Consider the following 18,777-nt stretch of genomic DNA (forward strand, 5'->3'; position numbering starts at 1 on the left):
TAGCTCTTAACGATCCGCAATTCACAATTCTTAAAAACTGACACCGAACAACCAACTATGAATCTATATAGCATCCTGCAAATTATATGGGCGGTTTCTTCCGCAATTCTGATTGTTTTAGTGCTGCTACATAGTCCTAAAGGAGACGGAATTGGGGGGATTGGCGGACAGGCTCAATTGTTTACCAGCACTAGAAGTGCAGAAACAGCCCTAAACCGAGTAACCTGGATATTCACTGTCATCTTTCTGGGTTTGTCGGTAATTTTGAGCATGGATCGGTTATGGCAATAGCATCAAATCGTGACGCATGATAAATGATGATTTTTGAGTGGAAAAAGGAGAAAAGTGGGAAAGTAAAAAAGGCGAAACCCTCAAACTTTCAAACTCTTAAACGAAGCCTACAGAACCGCCTGTGGTATCCAAACTCTTTTCAAAACTCAAAACGATTCATTCGGGTGGGGATCGCGATCGCTACTTGCTTATTGGCGGTTTTAGCCCATTTTCGGGTGGTGGATGCGGGTGATGTTTGGGCGTCTGAAGGGTCACGCCCGCTATCAGCAACCTCCTTACCGACACTCCAAGCGCACGTCTTACCACCGACACTGTTGCAATGGCAAGATACCAGCAACAGTGGTGATTACTTCTCTCAGGTGAAGCCTACCCCCGTTGGCTATCTGGTTTGGTCGCAGTTTCCGGTTAAGGTGTTCGTAGAGATGCCAGAAACTTCCACCGCCAGCCAACAGTGGGCAAGTGCTGTGTTAAAAGCTGTGCAGGAATGGCGCGTTTATTTGCCCCTCCAAGTGGTCGAGCAGTCAGAGATAGCTGATATCAAGATCGTGCGATCGCTTCCTCCCCTCAAGCCATCCTTTAACCGCCGCACCGGGGAATTTCACCTGCCTCGCGCTCGTTCTGCTGAAACCCGCTATGAATTCTACCTCAACCCAGCGACGGGCACGCCATCTGTACTATCCCATCGATTTACGATCCAATTGAGTCCAACTCAAACCGGCGACTATATTCAATCCGCTGCCCGTCACGAACTAGGTCACGCACTAGGTATCTGGGGGCACAGTCCTTTAGAAACAGACGCCCTGTATTTTTCCCAGGTGCGTAATCCTCCCCAGATTTCTTCGAGAGATATTAACACCCTCAAGCGGATCTACGAGCAGCCAACGCGACTGGGATGGCCTTTGTCCAATGCCACCCAAAGCCAGCTTCAGCTTAGAGTAGTGGCGAATAAAACAATACGCGATTACTCCTTGAGAAGGATGACTAGCTGATTTTCGTTCTCCCTGGATAACGCCAATCACTCAACTGGACTCGCCGTTCCTGTAGCAACTCAGTATAAAGTTTTACTAATTGCTCGATGTTGCGGCTGAGGGTGTATCGCTCTAAAACCCTTGCGATCGCTTTTTGTCCCAGTCGCTGCGTAAACTCCGGGTTGCCTCGTAACACAGGCAGTAGAGTTCGCAACTGCCCCGCAACCCCTTGAGTTCTGAGAATTATCCCAGCGTCTCCCTCTAATGGATTCCCCTCCAAAACTTCACCATCAGCACCAGCATCAGTTGCTACACAGGCGACGCCACAAGCCATTGCTTCTAGTAGGGAAAGTGAAAGTCCTTCCACCAGAGAAGGCAGAATAAACACATCAGCTCCCCGCAAAATTTCGATTCGCCGTTGCTCATCCGGTTCGGTTCCCCACCAGATGATGCCGTATTCTGAGTCGTAAAAAGGCTCTAAAGAGGGCTTCATCGGCCCGTCGCCGACAATTAATAATTTACACTCTGGCCCCATTTCTGACTCTTTCCAGGCTCGGAGCATTGCTTCCACATTTTTTTCGGTAGCAATTCGACCCTGGTAGACAAAGAGGCGCTTAGCGTTTAATTCAGATTTGATGTTAGAAGGCCCTGGACAATACTTCTGGACATCAACGCCATTCGGAATCACAGCTACCTTTGATGCTGCCACTCCCAATCGTGCGAGTAAATCCCGCTGAACTTGAGAAAAGATAACCGTTCGGTCGTAATACGCCAGGAAAGGTGCATACAGCTGATAAGTCAAAAGCTGAGTCCCTGATTTGAGATTTCGTCGCTTCCCGTCAAAAGGGGTATGGAAGGTGGAAACCAGGGGTAAATTCAGTTCTTCGCAGATTTCCGGCAGTAGGAAATCTAGGGGTGATAAAGTGAGCGAGGCATGCACCAGGTCTGGCTTTAGCTCTTCAAGCGATTGCGTCAAAACCTTTCTCGATCTCAGGGTGGGAATCGTATAAACCTGGGACTTGTACAGGAAAGGTAGAGACACTTCTTCACATCCAGGCCAAGCCTGGAGGTCAGATTCTTCGTCTTGGGCAAAGTGGAGAAAGCTAACTCGATGGCCCTGGTCTAACAACGCATTCGTAACTTCTCGACTGTAGGTGACATTGCCGCAAAAGGGTGATTTTTTTCCGAGCCAGGCTATGTGCATTTTCTAAGAGTTTTGAGTTTTTAGTTTTGAGTTTTGAGTTATGAGTTAATCATTCAAAACTCGTCATTCAAAACTCATCACTTTTCTTTTCCTGTACCGGAAATATACCAGGTTAAGAGTCCTCCTGCGATCGCAATCGCTGCTAAACCGAGAAATACTGCCTGTAACCCTAAAATCGTCTCTGCAACGCCTGCTAAGGCTAAAGGCAAGCTGAGAGCAATATTAATGACGTTGTTTTGTAACCCAAAGACTTTCCCTCGCATTTGGTCGGGAGTTTCGGCTTGGATGGTTGTCTGCATCGGGATAGCCACCAGCGACCCAAAAAAGCCCAAAAGCGTTGTCAACAGGAATGCCAGCAATAGCTGCTTCGTAAACAATCCCAGACCAACCAAAGAGGCTGCCGTTCCGATAGAACCATAGAGGCTGAGCCGAGTATGGGAGAACCGCTGCCCAAAGTGTCCTAGCACCGTTGCCCCCCCAACCATGCCAACCCCACCAGCTGCGAGTAAAAAACCGAACTGAGAGGATTTCAAACCAGGAATAACTTCTGCCATCCGCACAGCTAGAACCGACAGCGCCGCAAAAACTGAAAATAAAATTACCAGTTGGATCAGGGCATTGCGAACGCGGCTTTGTTCGTTTAGGTAACGCAGTCCGTCGCGCAGGTCTTCCCAAACATGGGGTGATTCGTGTTCGGGAGCGTTCGTTTTTTCCCCTGTGCGGAGGATCATCAACAGCAATCCCGCGATCGCATAACTGCCACCCACCACCAATTCTTTGCCAATGTCCGCTCCCCCACCCAAGCGTCCCACCAAGGTGTCGGCAATTCCGAGTAACGGCTCTCCCACGGCAAATCCCACGATCACTGAAGCCATCATTGTCATCGTGTACAGCGAGTTCGCTGAAAGCAGATGATGGCGTCCCACAACTAGCGGAATCACTGACTGCTCGGCAGGAGCAAAAAACTGCGTCAGTGTAGAAATCAGAAACGTTAATCCCAGCAGGATGCAGAATCCCACCGGCAACCCTCCAAGCGTTAACCAGCCATGCGAGATCCACAGCAGCGGTGGCACTGCCAAAACCAGTGCCCCCCGCAGCAGGTTCGTTGCCACTAGCACTGCCTTCTTAGGCCACCGATCCACATACACACCCGCCACGGAACCAAACAGTATGGCGGGAATCGTAAAAGCCATCATGATCGCCGATACCCACACGCTGATTGTCTGATCGGGTGCTTGAAAGTGAGTGGCAATCAATGCAATCACCAGCACCAGATACACCTTATCCGCTATCTGCGAGAAAACTTGTCCCCCCCATAGCGCCAGGAAATTCCGGTTTTTTAGAACCGGCAAAAATCCTTGTGCGTCCTCCTGTACTTCCTCATTCTTTACTTCCTCATTGACAACCAGATTGGACGGTGAGGCGCTGTGGTTCAACCCTCCATTTGAGGGAGCGTCCGTTTCTGTTTCTGTATCTATCTCTGGGGTTACAGCATCGTCCACCGGGGAGTGGGGGAAAGAAATCGCAGGGCGAACCTCTTCCCATTCAGAAGTTTCAGGGGGTGTTAAGCGCTCGTCAGACAAGGGGCGTGATGTGGTAGGTGTTGACGATCCAGTAAAAGCAGGGTGGGGGCGCTCGGAAGCGGGAACGCTGAGTCCGGAAGAGCGAGGAAATTTTCCTTCCTCAGTCCACCGTTCGCCGTCCTCAATCCTCTGTCTAGACTGACTTAGGGACATTCGAGCTTGTAGATCGGAATCATACCGTTGCATCATGGTTCAGGATAAATTCAGCTGGGACGAGAAACAAGCATCCATCAAAGCAGCAGAGCGAATTGACCGACCAAAGTGATACTGGACGTACTGACGTAACAGTTGCTCTACTGAAACCCAAGCGGAGTCTTCGGAAGGATGAGGGGTTAGGGATGTCGGATGAGTTAATTTTTCATTGCTTTTTCCGTTCTGGGGTAGCTCTGGCTGAGCCAGCTGCTGTAGCAGCGCCAGCTCGATGGCGTTCAGTTTGGTGTTCAGCATCAAGGGCGTTTGTGGATGAACAACTGTTTGGTAGTTCCCACTGGCTTCCTCTGGCATTGTGCTTTGACCTTGAGATGAAAAGCCGATGGCTGTAGGCGAGAATTTCTCCTTTACTGCCATGCCTTTTGCTGTACTACCAGACGTGCGCGATCGCGCTTCGGCTTGCAACCGTTCTAATGCTGGTAAGCTCACCGTTCCACCGGCAGCAGTACTAAACCCAACTCGCCAGTCTGGATCGGTAAATTCCGGCATCAGGGGATGCCGCGAGACACAACAATGTTGAACCTGCGGCGCAACGCCAGCCAAAGCCATCAGGTGAAACACGCCGTGGGCTAAGTGAGCTAAAACCAGAGCCGCGCTGTTGGCAGGCAACCGCTCTAACCGATGCAGATGTTCGTTGAGCAGCTCATACAATTCCATTTGCGGCTGATCGCTCAACGCTTGACAAAGAACCACTTCCGCCAAGTATTGGCTGGCTGTCAGTTTTTGGAGATCCTGACTTAAGCCGGGGAAAGATTCTAGCGTTTCTGCCTGAGTAATTTTATCGAGCGATCGCCCTTTGGCAATCAGTAGCTCATTCACTACAAACAAAGCACTCCTACCGCCTAGCTTCGAGTGGTGCTTGCGTGCCCCCGGTGCTACAGCCCGAATCAAACCAAATTCAGGGGTCAAAATCGTTAGCAGCCGGTCAGACTCGCCCAGCGCCATACTCTTTAGATTGATTCCGGTTGCTTTGTAAGTTCGACTCATGACGTGGGGTAATTGGTCAAGAGGTGATGGGTAATTGATCAAGAGGTAATGGGTCAAGAGTTAGCAGACTCATTCCCGATTACTCATTACCAATTCCCCTTTCCCTCCTTCTCCAGCGTATCGCGCTGACGAATCAGATCGGGGCCGTGCGACGTGCCTAACCGCGTCGCTCCTGCCATGATTAACTCCAAGGCTTGCTCCGGGGTACGGATTCCCCCCGATGCTTTAATTCCGACCCGTTCTCGTGCGACTTCTTTCAAAAGTTGGATATCCGCTACTGTGGCACCCCCAAACAAACCAGTGCTGGTTTTTAAAAATGCCACTCCTGCATCCATACATATTTCCGCTGCCAGTCGTTTCTCTGCATCTGTCAGGCGGGTGGTTTCCAAAATTGCCTTGACAGTTTGACCCGTTTCACAAATTTCTGCAATTTCCCGGTGTAGTTCCTCAGTCTTCCCAATTTTCAGCCAACCCTGGTTGATGACAACATCCAATTCCACCGCCCCATTTTCGACGGCTTCTTGGGCTTCGTAGAGCTTAACCGCCGATGTCGTCGCTCCAGAGGGAAAACCGATGACTGTACAGACTTTGGGCCGCCTGCCTTTGAGAAGCTCAGCCGCTTGCCGCACGTATGCCGGATAGACGCACACTGCCGCGAACTGAAACCTTTCAGCTTCTTCACACCACTGCTTAACCTGCTCTGGAGTAGCCGTTGGATTTAGCAGCGCATGATCGATCAATGGAGCAATATCAATATTTGGCTGAGTAACAGCCATTGCTTCTCCTCTCGCTCACCTCACCTATTGTTAAGTTTTATCAGATATTTAAGAAAAATTAAACAAAAGATCGCGGAATCTTTACAGGCTTGTCTGTAGCTTTAATCGTACAGGTCATCCAAATAGACAGTTGTTCTTTCCTTACCTGATGAGGGGTTGACACTCCCAGCCAGAAGATAGTGAGAGAAATTAGATAGTTAAGCTGTCGCAAACTTAGTTCAAAAATTTTTAGGAAAAGGAGAATAAGTTGAAAATGTCTGATAAGCAAGGGTTAATGGCAATGGGTAGCATATTTTTTGTAGTTGGAGCGGGTATGCTACTTGGTAGTTTTGTAAATTACCATCAAACGCAAGATTTTATTAAAAACTCGTCCTCCACTACAGGTACTGTCATTGATTTGAAACTTCAAGCATCTAGAAAATCACATATTTATTTCCCTTTATTCCAATTTCAGACACCAAATGGAGAGATCGTAAAGGTTGAATCCAATATGGGAAGTAATCCACCCGGATATCAAGTTGGGCAATCTGTTCCAATCATTTATAATCCTAATAGTCCGAACGAAGCAGAGATAAACTCTTTTTGGTCGCTTTGGTTTGCAGCTATTTTTTTATTAGGGATGGGTGGTCTTTTTGCCGGAATAGGTTTAAATATGCTTGTTAACTCTTTCCCTATCAAAAAATCTCAAACTACAGGGAATTTTGCTGATTAAGAATCTTTGATAAATTAGGAGTAAATTTTGGTTTACAAAGAATATATCTAGTAATTTTTAGCTCAGTTAAAAGAATTTTGGAATTTTTTTCCGATATCAGACAGTTAAGTTTAAAGTCTAAGTTTTAGAGAGATCGCTTTGTGTAACCTACTCTAGCCTCAGTTTGATGCAGGTGAAGACAGGGAAGCGATCGCTCTTTATCTTAATTGACGCTAGTTTATCTAAACAGCTTATTTTTTCGGTGTCTTTGCTACCTCAAATGGCGTATATTTCCCGCCTAAAGCTTCCACAATAGCGCGGGTATTCGCAACCATCATCTTAATATAAGAATCTCCATCGCTACCAGCAGCACCAATCGAGTCAGAATAGAGCTGGCGTGGGGCTAACTTTACCCCAGATTCCTCGGCTACAGTCTTAATCAAAGCCGGGTTAATCGTTGTTTCTGCAAAAATCGTCGGTACAGTCGCTGCCTTTACAGATTCTACTAATCGCTTTACTGTTTGGGCGCTGGGTTGTTCTTCTGTACTGATGCCAATCAAAGTGCCAGCAACGGGAATGCTATAGGCACGAGCATAATATTGAAAAGCGTCGTGGCTTGTTACTAATTTGCGCTTATTTTCTGGAATCGTTTTAATTTCCTGGGTAATCCAACTATCCAGTTGTTTTAATTCACCCGTTAGCTGCGCCGCATTCTGAGTAAATTTCTCTCTGTCTTCGGGTGATAGCTCAATCAAGGCGTCACGAATGGCATTTACCATTTGAATGACGTTATCAACATCGCCCCAAACATGGGGATCTGGCACCACTTCTCCTCTGCCTTTATCCAGTTGCAAAGACTTCACAACTTCCCCTACAGCAACTTTGCGAATCTTGCCGCCGGTTGCGTTCATCAGTTTAATCAGCCCTGGCTCCAGGTTATAGCCGTTATATAGAATCAGGTTCGCTTTCTCTAAAGCCTGACTATCTTGAGGCACAGGTTCATAAACATGGGGATCGGTTCCCGGTTTAAGAATGCCTTGGAGCTGAATTTCGTCTCCCGCCACCTCCGCAGCCAAGTCTTCAATGATAGTGCTAGTGGCAACTACATTAGGTTTACCATTTGCAATTGGATTTGCACGATTTGAGGAAGGCTGGGTACAGCTGGATAAGGCAAAAGGCAAGAGAATTCCTAGGCAAAGGCTAGAAACCAGAGCCAGAGGATTCCCCGATTTTGCCTTGGAAAGGCAAAAATTACTTTCTTTTACCTTTTGGAAGAGCCTAGAGCGCTGTACCATCAATTTCACCTATCTTTTAGATTATTTCTCTTTATAGATGTTTTCATATTCTTTTCATTATTAGAGTAATCTAAAAAGAAAGCAAGATAAAACCACCCTATGAATACTGCCACCTTCTCTCCTGATACCGATTGGGCAAAAATGGTTTGCCATCTGCCAGCCGCCTCGCTAGAGGCATCTACAGCAATTAAAATCAGCCAGGTGGGAGTGCAGTACCGTACGGTAGAGGCGCTACGGAATGTCAGTTGTGTAGTGGCACCGGGACGTTTAACGGGGATTATTGGCCCCAATGGTGCGGGAAAAAGTACCTTGATGAAGGCGATGTTGGGATTGATTCCCGTGACGGGTGGCACGGTGCTGTATGGCGATAGACCTTTGATGGAGCAACGGGAACGGGTAGCCTATGTGCCACAGCGATCGCAAATTGACTGGACTTATCCGGCGACTGTTTGGGATGCTGTAATGATGGGGCGTGTCAAGAAAACTGGCTGGTTTCGTCGCTTCTCTACGGTAAGCCGACGGGTGGCAGCAGAGGCTTTGGATCGGGTGGGAATGAGCAATTATCGCGATCGCCCGATTGGACAACTCTCCGGAGGACAGCAGCAGCGGGTATTTTTAGCGCGGGCTTTAGCCCAAGAAGCAGAGGTTTTCTGCTTTGATGAACCGTTTGCCGGGATCGATCAGAAAACCCAAGCAATTATTTTTGACATTTTCCGCGACCTTGCCGACGCTGGAAAAACGGTTCTCGTTGTCAATCACGACTTAGGGGCATCTATCACCCACTTTGATGACTTAATTTTATTGAATACTGAGTTAATTGCCTCTGGTTCGCGCCACGAGGTGCTGAGTCAGGAAAACCTGTATCGTGCCTATGGCGGGCAGGTGATGTTCTTTACAGAAGCAGCGGCGTAGAGGCGGTCTTTATCTCATTATCTATCCGCCCAGAAATATATTTCATCAATCCGCCCGGAGTGAGTTTTAAATTAAAGAAATCACTTCTCACTCCCTCTTAAACTTTGTGTCCTTTGCGCCTGGAGCGGTTAGAATCCTCTAAATTTTTATGTTAGAAGCGTTGATTGAGCCGTTGCAGTACGGCTTCATGCAGCGATCGCTGATTATTGCCATTCTCGTCGGCTTGCTGTGCGCTGTTGTCGGTAGCTATCTGATGGTGCAACGGCTGGCATTGTTGGGAGATGCCATCAGCCACTCGGTTTTGCCAGGGTTAGCGATCGCGTTTATGGTAGGTGCCAATATCTTTGTCGGGGCATTTATTGCCGGGGTTTTGAGTACGATGGCGATCGCTTGGATCAGAACGCGATCGCCAATTAAAGAAGATGCCGCAATGGGTATTGTTTTCTCTGCCTTTTTTGCCCTCGGCGTCACCTTAATTACCACGATCCAAAAAGATAACAAAATTGACCTCAATCACTTCTTATTTGGCAATATCTTGGGTGTTACCGTTGAAGAAGTCCGCGACACTGCGATCATTGCCGCAATTGTCCTATTGGTGGTCGTCCTACTGTACAAAGAATTATTATTTTATACCTTCGATCCATTGGGAGCGCAGGCAGCGGGATTGCCTACTAACTTGCTCAATTTTGGCTTAATGCTGCTGATTGCCTTAACCATTGTTGCCAGCATGAAAGCTGTGGGTGTCATCCTAGTGCTATCGCTGTTAATTACACCAGGAGCAACCGCCTATCTATTAGTGAAGCGGCTGCACAATGTGATGATAGTTGGGGCGGGGATTGGCATTATTTCCAGCATCAGCGGGATGTACCTCAGTTATTACCAAAATTTGCCCTCCGGCCCAGCGATTGTATTAGTTGCATCAGGATTATTTGTTTTAGCTTTATTATTCAGCCCTAGCTACGGAATCTTCACGAATAAACAATCGGATTTTGGACAACTCTCGCCAGTTTGGCGAGAGTTGAAACAGCTGATGCGATCGCGCTCGTAAGGCATATAGATATCCAAATCAAGTTATCGTTTGTCCAACAATTTCTTGGATGTCTCTACCTGCTCCTGTGCTACCTGGACGAACTCCTGTGCTACCTGGAGGAACTCCTTGACTGCTTTGGTATGTTTTTCTGTTGCCTTGGAGTGTTCCTGTGCAGCTTTCACGAATTCCTCTGTTGAGTTTCCATCATGCTGCTGCGATGCCTTCGCGTGCTGCTGCGATGCCTTCGCATGCTGCTGTGTGGCCTTTCCGTACTCTTCTATCAACTTTCCATGCTCTTGGGCGCTCTTTCCACGCTCCTTTAGAGTCTTTCCTACCTCCTCGATTAACTTCCCATGTCCCTCTGAGACCTTCGCGTGTTCCTCTGCGGCCTTCGCGTGTTCCTCTGATACCTCATGCATAATGACTTTACCTTCCTTTTTCTCTACCAACCTGTTTTTTGTACAACCCGCTTGTCTCAGGTTAATACTTGTTTATCCTTCTCATCCTCTGGCTTAATATAGGTTTGGTCATGTTGACCCACTCATCGCAACGACAATCCTACTTATTGCCAACTAGCTCCTTTAAAAATTGAGGAAGAAGTTGTTTTGAAGTTTCAACTGCATCTGGTTGATTTTGAAGGGAAAAACAGCAGCACTTAGTTGACCTATCCCTGCAAGTGGCTGCCTAAGAAAACCCAGGGATAAAACTACTGCGGCGCTGAGTTTATCTAATTTCTTGTTTGTGTTGATCGTTAGAAATTAAGGTTTCAACAAAGTGTTATGTAGACAAATTGTTTAAGAATTTCAGAAGATGAACTACGAGCAATGCAAGGTGCGATCGCTCAGTTTCGTAATGAGGCTGGGAAAGCGATCGCAACCTAAATTGGAATCAACACCAGGATAGTAGTGATGGGTGCGATCTGCAAGAAAAATGAAATCAGGAAGGTAGGGGAATCCACAAGGAATGCCCCTCCCTTATCAAGTTAGAGTCCACTAAGAGTCTGGGAACGAGAATCTAGATACTCTTCAGTTCTGGTTATGCCTTTGCAGAGCTTGACTTCTCTGGCGTTCCACTGCTGTGGTTGTCAGTTTTGCCATTTTTGTGATGGGTATGTCCATTCCCATTACGCGGCAAAATCACTCCATAACCACCGTGGTTGCGCTCATAAATAACGTTAATCTCACCGCTTTCGGCATTGCGGAACATATAGAAGTCATGATCCACCAGTTGCAACTGTTCCAAGGCTTCGTCCATCGTCATTGGCGGCATTGCGAAGTACTTGGTACGCACCACTTCTGAGGGGAGTTCGGGGGTGCGAGAACCAATGAGATCCTCTGGCACTGGCTCTTGTTCTACCACAATGCCAGTCTTCATTTGAGTCTGAGTCTTCTTATCCAGACGCTTTTCTTTATATTTCCGGAGTTTGCGGGCAATTTTATCGGCAACTAGGTCGATGCTCGCGTAGAGACTCTCGCTACTCTCTTCAGCACGGATTACTGTACCGTTCGCAAAGATAGTCACCTCAGCGGCTTGTTTTGGATTTATCCGGGGATTGCGAGCCACACTAAGATGCACGTTTACTTCGCTCGTCAAACTCTGAAAGTGGCTGACTGCCTTGTCAATTTTTTGATTTACGTACTCACGAATCGCGTCGGTAATTTCAATGTTTTTGCCGTGGATAACAAGCTTCATACCGGATACTCCATGCTGTACCGTTGTGATAATTTAGAAAGCTCAGCAGAATTGCGGCTTTCTCAGTAGCGATCGCGTTCCCGTTTTTTGGTGTTAGCAAACGTTGAACGGAGCCAAAACTTTGAGCAGTAGCAAATTTTTCCCGATTTCACACTGTTGCTAGGATGTTCTTGCTGGCAGTCCCTCAGCTAGAGGGGTTGTCAGCAGCCCTATCGCAAATAAGCAACTGCCGATGTTCTTGTTTAGGTTTCCTAGGGTGCTATTTAACTAATGTACATTCCCCAGCTTGGTTGCGATCTCCAAGTCTATCTTTGGGGTTATTTTGAAGAGGCATCCTCCCTCAACACTTGAGGTTATAACTTCAACACTAGCACTTTGTATTCTAGAGAACTTATGCCTTTGACTTCTCTTCAGAATCCTTTGCATCTTTTGACATTTCTTGATTGCAGCAGATTAATTATGCAAAAAATATAAGTCAAATTACTGTTGATTTTTGCCATGATTTTAAGTAAGTCTGAAAGTTCTGCCGGAAATGCCTCGGAGCAACTGCGCCAACTCTGGTTATACAATCGGGGGCAGATGTCCTATTCGGCAGCTTGGGACTGGCAGCGATCGCTGGTTTCCGAACGCATCAACGATCCTAGTCTGGCGGATGCCCTGATTTTGCTAGAGCATCCGCCGGTTTACACGCTTGGGCAGGGAGCCAGTCTAGAATTTCTTAAGTTTGACCCCGCAGCAACCGACTGGGAGGTTTTCCGAGTGGAACGGGGGGGTGAGGTAACATACCACTGTCCGGGTCAGCTGGTGGGTTACCCAATCCTGAATCTGCGCTATTACCAGCAAGATTTGCACTGGTACTTGCGGCAGTTAGAAGAGGTATTGATTCGGGTGCTGGATGTTTACGGGTTAAAGGGCGATCGCGTTGCCGGAATGACTGGCGTTTGGCTGGAAGGCTGTAAGGTAGCAGCGATTGGCATTAAGGTCAGCAAGTGGATTACCATGCACGGCTTTGCCTTAAATGTTTGTCCCGACCTTACCGGATTTGAGCGCATTGTCCCCTGCGGTATTGCTGATAAGTCGGTTGGCAGTCTTGCCCAATTCGTACCCGGAATTGACTTGCACCAGGTGCGCCAAGAAGTGGCGAAAGCCTTTGCGGAAGTTTTCCACGTTCAGCTAATTGTGCAAAATTGCTAATTGTTTATTGCTGTTTAGTCTTTATTGAGCGTATTGACCTGCAAAAAACTATCTAAGTCAGCGTAGGAGCCTGCATAGGTCACGGTGGGCACTTCATAGCCCTTTAGATTGACGATATATTGCTTAAAACCAGTCTCTTGCTTTGCTAAAGAGATGAGATATTCGTGAGTGGTTTCTCCCACAGCAATATCCAGACCCAGTTGCTTGGTGGCAGATTCCAGACGAAATGCCGCATTCACCGTATCCCCAATCGCGGTGTAATCGGGGCGATCGCCACTACCCGTGTTCCCAACCATTGCAAAACCCGTATTAATTCCTGCCCCAATTCGCAGCGGAAAGGGCACGGGATATTTATTACTCAAATCCATTGTGATTTTATGGAGGGCGCTCACTGCTTGACAAATGTTGAGCATATCCTCATCGGTCACTCCTTGGGGTCCATGAAACCAAATCGCCATGACCGCATCGCCAATATATTTATCAACCCAGCTGCCATACTCTCGGATGATATTTCCTGCATGACGGAACCAAGTACCAATCACCGCCGATAATATTTTTTCATCTAGTTGCCGGGTGAGAACTGTGAAGTCGCGGATGTCTACCACCATGACTGACATCAGACGGCGTACGTGCAAAGTCGAAGTGAGCGTATCCTTGTCCCCGCTTGGTAATGGCTCATTGTTGCGGTTGGCGGTAGGACAGTGAAACTCTAGATCCGTCTGACCAAAGGTAAGGCGATCGCCATTGCGTAAAGTAACTGGAATACTGACTCGTCTGCCATTAACAAAGGAGCCGTTGCGACTTCCTAGGTCAATTAGGTAGAACTCGCCGGTTTCGGTACACTGCAACATTGCATGGTTGCGAGAAATCCAACGATCCGGCAACACAAAATTGTTGTCGTCACTGCGACCAACTGTCCAGCAGTTACTACTTACCAAGGGGAGATAGCGATTGCCGGACTCGGTACGAAGGAGTAAGTAAGGAGTGGGTCGCAAAGTCACCACAGGCTAGAGAAGCAACGACGCATCGTATGGAGTGGTTAAATTTTAGCTTTCTTCTGGAGCTTGATGGGTAATTTGGGAACCTTTGTAACTAGATGTCCCGACATGAATAAATTTTTCAGGGGACACTTTCAAGATATTTTTAAGCCATAGTAGCAGCCAGCCAAAACAGACCGTCTACCAAGATTGTACTCAAAACGGCTCCACCAAAGGCCCACCAATGCAGCTGGCGCGATCGCAATGGTACCAGACCAACACCTAATAGGACTCCGAGAAGCACGAGTGCCCAACTGATTCCCCAGGGGGTGCTGACTTGAGCGATCGCACTTTGAAAAACCAGTGATGCCTCGCTTGGTGCAACTTGCATGACGGTTCGCCAGTGTGGAATCAAACCAGCTAAGTAGAAGTATATATCTGTTACTGCCGTGCCAAACAGGGAGCCAAGATAAAATAGGTTGCCGACAAGACCCCAACGACGGCTCAAACACCATAAGGCAAACGGTAAACCAATTGCTTCCACCGGCAAGTGGATCGTAGGTTCCCACCGCAGCCAGCCCCAATAAATCGACCCTGCCAACCAACTCCAGCTAAATCCCAGCAGCAAATCTCCCCACACATGAGTCGCAGGACGCCGTCTGAGAACCACACTCAGCCAAACCCATCCCGCTGTCATTACTAAACTCAGTTCTGGTAGCAGCCGCACTAAAGGGGCTTGCACAAACACTGGCACGGATACCAGAAAAGACGCAGCTGCGAAAACTAACCAAGCTTGGCGGGTGCCGATTCCCCAATCAAAAAACCCCAACAGAGTTTTACTTGGCTGGGGGAGATTACCAGGAACAGAAGAAGATGAGTTAGAAAACCAGGTATCGTTAAACAAGATTTTGTTAATATTCTTTACTTTAGTTTACATCTTTTACGATATCACAGGAAAAATGCCCTAGGGGGGGATATAGAAATCTTAGCTGAGTTTTATTGAGCAATACAAGTGGCTTTTCGGAGTAGGGTGGCAGAAAATGAATGGGAAGTTGGGAGAAACTCGGCGTTGAGAGTCGGAGATTTTCTAAAAATTGCTCGTCTTATGTAATGCCTGTGTTATGTGTAGTGGCGCAAGATGCCTCTGCCGGTGACTCGCAAAGAAGAAAGAAGAAAGGCTGACTTGTCTGGAATGCTGCTTATTAGAGGATTTCATGGCTGTATCAAAACGTAAAAAATTGGCGATTCTTCGTGTCGGTGCTGCCAGCACTGTGTTGACCTTCCCCTTAGAAGCGATGGTAAGGGCGCAAGACGTGGCACCCGTTGCCGCAACCACACCTCAGATGAATATCTTTCAAGCGGTGGTTCTAGGCATGGTGCAAGGGTTGACTGAGTTTCTGCCCATTAGCAGTACGGCGCATTTGAAGGTGGTGCCGGTGGCGCTAGGATGGGGCGATCCAGGAGTCGCCTTTACCGCCGTGATTCAGCTGGGCAGTATTGCCGCAGTGCTGTGGTATTTCTGGGGGGATTTGACGCAAATTACAACGGGTGCCTTTAAGGCGATCGCTCACAAGAATTACGAATCCAACGACTTCCGTATGGCACTGGGAATCGTTTTGGGAACCTTACCCATCCTCTTTTTTGGACTGCTGATCAAAAAGTTTATTCCCGACTTTGACAACTCCCCGTTACGGAGTATGGCAGCGATCGCCATTGCCTCTATTTTCATGGCTTTATTATTGGGAATTGCCGAGCGCATTGGCAAGAAAAAGCGTAACTTTGCGCAATTAACACTTCAAGATGGCATTTTGATGGGATTGGCTCAGGCTTTGGCGTTAATTCCCGGCGTTTCTCGCTCCGGATCCACCCTGACTGCTGGACTATTTATGAATTTAGAACGGGCAACCGCTGCCCGCTTTTCTTTTTTATTAGGAATCCCAGCAATTACCCTGGCAGGGTTAGTGGAATTAAAAGGTGTTTTAGAAACAGGACTAGGAGATGGTGGACTGCTGCCTTTGCTGGCAGGAGTCATCTCAGCTGGAGTATTTTCCTATCTCGCGATCGCGTGGCTGCTGCGCTTCCTGCAAACCCAGAGTACGTGGGTATTTATTTGGTATCGGTTAGCATTTGGAATAGCTATCTTGGGCGCGATCTTTGTCAAACTAATCCCTAATATTTAATTACTTTTTCTTCTCCTCCCTCCGTACCTGAAGCGGTTCGTTTCCTCCTAGTTTTATGAGCGAGATTTCTATTCGTCCAGCCTTAATTACCCAAGTCCTCCCCGACTCCATTGCTGCCGAAGTCGGGTTTGAACCGGGAGATGCAATTGTTTCCATCAACGGGATGCGCCCCCGCGACCTTATTGACTACCAGTTTTTGTGTGCGGATGAAGTGCTGGAACTGGAAGTTTTAGATACTGCTGGCAAAAGCCACTCGGTGGAAATTGAGAAAGACTACGACGATGACTTGGGGTTGGAATTTGAAACTGCCCTATTTGATGGCTTAATTCAGTGTAATAACCGCTGTCCTTTTTGCTTCATTGATCAACAGCCTCCCGGTAAAAGGCGATCGCTTTATCTCAAAGATGACGACTACCGCCTCAGCTTTCTCTATGGCTCATACTTAACCCTGACCAATCTCACCCAGAGGGAATGGGACAGGATTGAGCAGATGCGCCTCTCTCCCCTCTACGTTTCCATCCATGCTACCGAACCAGAAGTCCGCAGCCGCCTGTTAAAAAATCCCCGCGCCGCTGAGATTTTGCAGCAACTGCGGTGGTTTCAAGAACGGCGTCTGCAAATCCATGCCCAGGTTGTTCTCTGTCCCGGCATCAACGATGGCGATCGCCTAGAGACTACCCTGGGGGATTTAGCCTCTTTTCACAAGGGAGATATCCCGGCTGTCGCCTCTGTGGCAGTAGTTCCGGTCGGTTTGACACGTTTCCGTCCAACCGAAGACGAACTAACCCCAGTGACGCCCCAGAAAGCCGCTGAAGTGATTTTGCAAGTCCAGGCACTCCAGGAGAAATTCCGCACCCAGATGGGATCTACTTTCGCCTGGTTAGCCGACGAGTGGTTTTTAATTGCTGGGCAAGAGTTACCGCCTGAATCAGACTACGAAGACTATCCTCAAATCGGCAATGGAGTCGGTTCGATTCGCCAATTTCTCAAGGAATTTCAGCAGGTTGCCGCGAAAAAATTGCCGCGACGTTTAAAAACATCCCAAAAATTAACTTGGGTGGTGGGGAATGCAGTGGAAAAAGCCTTTGAGCCTATCTTGCAACGTCTGAATCAAGTGGAAGGACTGCAAGTAAATCTGGCGGCGTTGCGTAGCGAATACTGGGGACAAGAGATTAGCGTCACTGGCTTGTTAACGGGTCAAGATTTGCTGAAACTAAAGGGAAGAGATTTGGGCGATCGCATTCTCCTCCCCTCAGTCATGCTAAAACATGACGATTCTTGCTTCCTAGATGACATGACTGTGGAACAACTCGCCACTGAGTTGGGTACACCAATCTTGCCCATCAATGGCATCCAAGAACTCATCGACGCCTGCATTCACCCTTGATCCCTTAATCCCTTAGTAAGTGAAGGGACGATAACAGACTGAGGCAGCATTTTTTCATACAAATCGAGCAAAAGCCTTTCCTTGAGATCCCAGTCAAAGACTTCCTTCACCCGCTTTTGTCCTGCTTGTCCCATTCGCACCCGTAACACTGGATCTTCCGCTAAACGAGTCATCGCAGCAGCTATGTCGCGTGCGACTTGTTCGGGATCTATCGCAGCCACTTTAATCCCAGTTTCCTCTGTTACCTGTACGGCTGGCCCTCCCAAATCCAAGCAAATGACTGGACGCCCCGCCGCCATCATTTCCGCACAAACAAACCCCCCAGATTCGTGCAGGCTGGGGTGAACGAGAACGTGGCAATGCCCGATTTTAGATAGGGTTTCCTGGCGCGGTAAAGCCCCCCAAAAGCGAACTCTATCCGCCACTCCCAATGAGTGAGCGATCGCTTCCAATTGTTGCCGTTCCCGTCCATCTCCTACAATCCAGTATTCTGCGTGGGGAATTTGAGCCAAAGCAAAAGCTCGAATTCCCAGATGGACTCCTTTCCAGTGGATGAGGCGACCCACGGTAATAAAACGGATGGGGCTATCATCAGGCACAATATGGTGTGCCAATTGACTAATTTCTTCCTTAGATAAACCTACTTGCGAAGCGATTTGGACATTTTTCACTCCAAGCGATCGCAACCGTTCTGCCGTTTCCTCAGTGGTTGCTAATCCTACACAACTTCGCTTTGCAGTCAGCCGCACAAATGGATCTTGTTCACCCAGCGATTGAGCGAAGTTTCGCAGCAATTCGTAAACCTTGCCACGCCGACTAAAATCTTTCCAGAAAGCTTTTGGAGCCGATTCAGCGCCTCCGACAGGCCCCCAAATGAAGGGGACTGGCAATAGGGCTAAAAAGCTAGGAGACCAGTGTTTCACATAAGTAACATGACGCACCAAGTCAAAGCCAATCTCCCGATGGAGCCGCCTTGCCAAAAAATAAGCTTGTATTTGCCAAAGGTAGTAATGAAGTTGCACTAACCCTTGTTTATTTCGCCAATCTTCCGTCCAATTAAATGGATCGAAATAAATAAAGTGTAAATTGGGAACCGGGTGACAAGCTAGCTCGGCTTCAATTGCTGCACGATAACCAATTCGAGTTAACACCCAAACTTCGTGATGATTTGCTACTTGCCGAACTGTATTCCAGCCTACCCCTTCCTCAGAGCCACACCCAGGCTCACAAGCGTATGCAGATAGAAGGATTTTCATAGGCTTTTACCTTTTATAAAATTAGCCGTTTTCTCTATCTATAGTTCCCACCCACTTTCAAAATTACCCATTTACCCAAAATTATTTTTATGGTTTCCAGCCTAAGCTGAGAAACGCAATTTTAGAAGTGCTGTCTCAATTCAA

General features: G+C 47.8%; 17 protein-coding genes and 1 pseudogene. 8 read left to right on the forward strand and 10 right to left on the reverse strand.

The genetic code is table 11. The features are described 5' to 3' along the window. The first annotated feature begins 57 nt into the window (after window positions 1-57). Together secG and NDA03_RS10405 are read left to right on the forward strand one after the other, a co-directional pair. Window positions 58-291 (forward strand): preprotein translocase subunit SecG, encoded by a 234-nt coding sequence (gene secG, locus NDA03_RS10400; RefSeq protein ID WP_190411866.1) that lies wholly within the window; start codon window positions 58-60, stop codon window positions 289-291. A gap of 23 nt (window positions 292-314) precedes the next feature. Next, window positions 315-1,280: a peptidase gene (locus NDA03_RS10405; RefSeq protein ID WP_348237973.1), complete on the forward strand. Its 966-nt coding sequence runs from the start codon at window positions 315-317 to the stop codon at window positions 1,278-1,280. On the opposite strand, the gene NDA03_RS10410 is transcribed toward NDA03_RS10405, so the two are convergent. From NDA03_RS10410 to deoC, 4 genes and pseudogenes are all read right to left on the reverse strand, one after another. Beyond that, entirely contained in the window at window positions 1,273-2,463 is a 1,191-nt protein-coding gene (locus NDA03_RS10410; protein WP_190529477.1) for a glycosyltransferase family 4 protein, read from the reverse strand. The genes NDA03_RS10405 and NDA03_RS10410 overlap by 8 nt on opposite strands. A gap of 77 nt (window positions 2,464-2,540) precedes the next feature. After that, a complete protein-coding gene (locus tag NDA03_RS10415) occupies window positions 2,541-4,235 on the reverse strand; it encodes an MFS transporter (protein ID WP_348237974.1) in 1,695 nt (564 codons plus the stop codon). Beyond that, window positions 4,219-5,243, reverse strand: a pseudogene (gene recO, locus NDA03_RS10420) (DNA repair protein RecO). Before recO ends, NDA03_RS10415 begins: the two are co-directional and overlap by 17 nt. 86 nt (window positions 5,244-5,329) lie before the next feature. Further along, on the reverse strand, window positions 5,330-6,019 hold the full coding sequence (gene deoC / locus NDA03_RS10425; protein ID WP_190411862.1) for a deoxyribose-phosphate aldolase: 690 nt from the start codon (window positions 6,017-6,019) through the stop codon (window positions 5,330-5,332). Between the two features lie 253 nt (window positions 6,020-6,272). On the opposite strand from deoC, the gene NDA03_RS10430 reads away from it, so the two are divergent. Then, a complete protein-coding gene (locus NDA03_RS10430; protein ID WP_348237975.1) occupies window positions 6,273-6,731 on the forward strand; it encodes a DUF3592 domain-containing protein in 459 nt (152 codons plus the stop codon). A gap of 230 nt (window positions 6,732-6,961) precedes the next feature. On the opposite strand, the gene NDA03_RS10435 is transcribed toward NDA03_RS10430, so the two are convergent. Then, window positions 6,962-8,005, reverse strand: a complete 1,044-nt coding sequence (locus NDA03_RS10435) for a metal ABC transporter substrate-binding protein (protein WP_348237976.1) — start codon at window positions 8,003-8,005, stop codon at window positions 6,962-6,964. Window positions 8,006-8,146: 141 nt separating this feature from the next. On the opposite strand from NDA03_RS10435, the gene NDA03_RS10440 reads away from it, so the two are divergent. Next, entirely contained in the window at window positions 8,147-8,917 is a 771-nt protein-coding gene (locus tag NDA03_RS10440; RefSeq protein ID WP_242031488.1) for a metal ABC transporter ATP-binding protein, read from the forward strand. Between the two features lie 148 nt (window positions 8,918-9,065). Next, on the forward strand, window positions 9,066-9,965 hold the full coding sequence (locus NDA03_RS10445; RefSeq protein WP_190411858.1) for a metal ABC transporter permease: 900 nt from the start codon (window positions 9,066-9,068) through the stop codon (window positions 9,963-9,965). Window positions 9,966-9,988: 23 nt separating this feature from the next. Here NDA03_RS10445 and NDA03_RS10450 read toward each other — a convergent pair whose 3' ends face one another. Both NDA03_RS10450 and raiA read right to left on the reverse strand, forming a co-directional pair. After that, window positions 9,989-10,396, reverse strand: coding sequence for a hypothetical protein (locus tag NDA03_RS10450; protein WP_190411857.1), 408 nt, complete (start codon window positions 10,394-10,396; stop codon window positions 9,989-9,991). 586 nt (window positions 10,397-10,982) lie between these two features. Continuing rightward, entirely contained in the window at window positions 10,983-11,639 is a 657-nt protein-coding gene (gene raiA / locus NDA03_RS10455; protein WP_190411856.1) for a ribosome-associated translation inhibitor RaiA, read from the reverse strand. Between the two features lie 498 nt (window positions 11,640-12,137). On the opposite strand from raiA, the gene lipB reads away from it, so the two are divergent. Continuing rightward, window positions 12,138-12,833: a lipoyl(octanoyl) transferase LipB gene (gene lipB / locus NDA03_RS10460; RefSeq protein WP_348237977.1), complete on the forward strand. Its 696-nt coding sequence runs from the start codon at window positions 12,138-12,140 to the stop codon at window positions 12,831-12,833. 14 nt (window positions 12,834-12,847) lie between these two features. Here the strand turns inward: lipB and NDA03_RS10465 are convergent, their stop codons facing one another. Together NDA03_RS10465 and NDA03_RS10470 are read right to left on the reverse strand one after the other, a co-directional pair. Beyond that, window positions 12,848-13,837 carry an FHA domain-containing protein gene (locus NDA03_RS10465; RefSeq protein WP_190411854.1) on the reverse strand — a complete coding sequence of 330 codons (990 nt, stop codon included), beginning with the start codon at window positions 13,835-13,837 and terminating at the stop codon, window positions 12,848-12,850. A gap of 139 nt (window positions 13,838-13,976) precedes the next feature. After that, window positions 13,977-14,642 carry a DUF3120 domain-containing protein gene (locus tag NDA03_RS10470; RefSeq protein ID WP_348237999.1) on the reverse strand — a complete coding sequence of 222 codons (666 nt, stop codon included), beginning with the start codon at window positions 14,640-14,642 and terminating at the stop codon, window positions 13,977-13,979. A gap of 382 nt (window positions 14,643-15,024) precedes the next feature. Between NDA03_RS10470 and NDA03_RS10475 the strand changes: the two genes are divergently transcribed. Further along, the gene (locus NDA03_RS10475) at window positions 15,025-15,990 is read left to right on the forward strand and encodes an undecaprenyl-diphosphate phosphatase (protein ID WP_348237978.1); all 966 of its coding nucleotides are present in this window, start codon (window positions 15,025-15,027) and stop codon (window positions 15,988-15,990) included. Between the two features lie 55 nt (window positions 15,991-16,045). Continuing rightward, window positions 16,046-17,377 (forward strand): TIGR03279 family radical SAM protein, encoded by a 1,332-nt coding sequence (locus tag NDA03_RS10480; protein WP_348237979.1) that lies wholly within the window; start codon window positions 16,046-16,048, stop codon window positions 17,375-17,377. On the opposite strand, the gene NDA03_RS10485 is transcribed toward NDA03_RS10480, so the two are convergent. After that, entirely contained in the window at window positions 17,368-18,633 is a 1,266-nt protein-coding gene (locus tag NDA03_RS10485) for a glycosyltransferase family 4 protein (RefSeq protein ID WP_348237980.1), read from the reverse strand. The two genes, NDA03_RS10480 and NDA03_RS10485, sit on opposite strands and share 10 nt — an antisense overlap. Between the last annotated feature and the right edge of the window lie 144 nt (window positions 18,634-18,777).

The organism is Trichocoleus sp. Lan (assembly GCF_039961855.1).
GTDB lineage: Bacteria > Cyanobacteriota > Cyanobacteriia > Cyanobacteriales > FACHB-T130 > FACHB-T130.

Bases quoted from the DNA above. Each gene is read 5' to 3' on its own strand.
- lipB (WP_348237977.1), top strand. From the start codon at position 12,138: ATGATTTTAAGTAAGTCTGAAAGTTCTGCCGGAAATGCCTCGGAGCAA.
- NDA03_RS10435 (WP_348237976.1), bottom strand. From the start codon at position 8,005: ATGGTACAGCGCTCTAGGCTCTTCCAAAAGGTAAAAGAAAGTAATTTT.
- NDA03_RS10430 (WP_348237975.1), top strand. From the start codon at position 6,273: ATGTCTGATAAGCAAGGGTTAATGGCAATGGGTAGCATATTTTTTGTA.
- NDA03_RS10410 (WP_190529477.1), bottom strand. From the start codon at position 2,463: ATGCACATAGCCTGGCTCGGAAAAAAATCACCCTTTTGCGGCAATGTC.
- NDA03_RS10405 (WP_348237973.1), top strand. From the start codon at position 315: ATGATGATTTTTGAGTGGAAAAAGGAGAAAAGTGGGAAAGTAAAAAAG.
- deoC (WP_190411862.1), bottom strand. From the start codon at position 6,019: ATGGCTGTTACTCAGCCAAATATTGATATTGCTCCATTGATCGATCAT.
- NDA03_RS10480 (WP_348237979.1), top strand. From the start codon at position 16,046: ATGAGCGAGATTTCTATTCGTCCAGCCTTAATTACCCAAGTCCTCCCC.
- NDA03_RS10485 (WP_348237980.1), bottom strand. From the start codon at position 18,633: ATGAAAATCCTTCTATCTGCATACGCTTGTGAGCCTGGGTGTGGCTCT.
- NDA03_RS10415 (WP_348237974.1), bottom strand. From the start codon at position 4,235: ATGATGCAACGGTATGATTCCGATCTACAAGCTCGAATGTCCCTAAGT.
- NDA03_RS10445 (WP_190411858.1), top strand. From the start codon at position 9,066: ATGTTAGAAGCGTTGATTGAGCCGTTGCAGTACGGCTTCATGCAGCGA.
- raiA (WP_190411856.1), bottom strand. From the start codon at position 11,639: ATGAAGCTTGTTATCCACGGCAAAAACATTGAAATTACCGACGCGATT.
- NDA03_RS10475 (WP_348237978.1), top strand. From the start codon at position 15,025: ATGGCTGTATCAAAACGTAAAAAATTGGCGATTCTTCGTGTCGGTGCT.
- secG (WP_190411866.1), top strand. From the start codon at position 58: ATGAATCTATATAGCATCCTGCAAATTATATGGGCGGTTTCTTCCGCA.
- NDA03_RS10440 (WP_242031488.1), top strand. From the start codon at position 8,147: ATGGTTTGCCATCTGCCAGCCGCCTCGCTAGAGGCATCTACAGCAATT.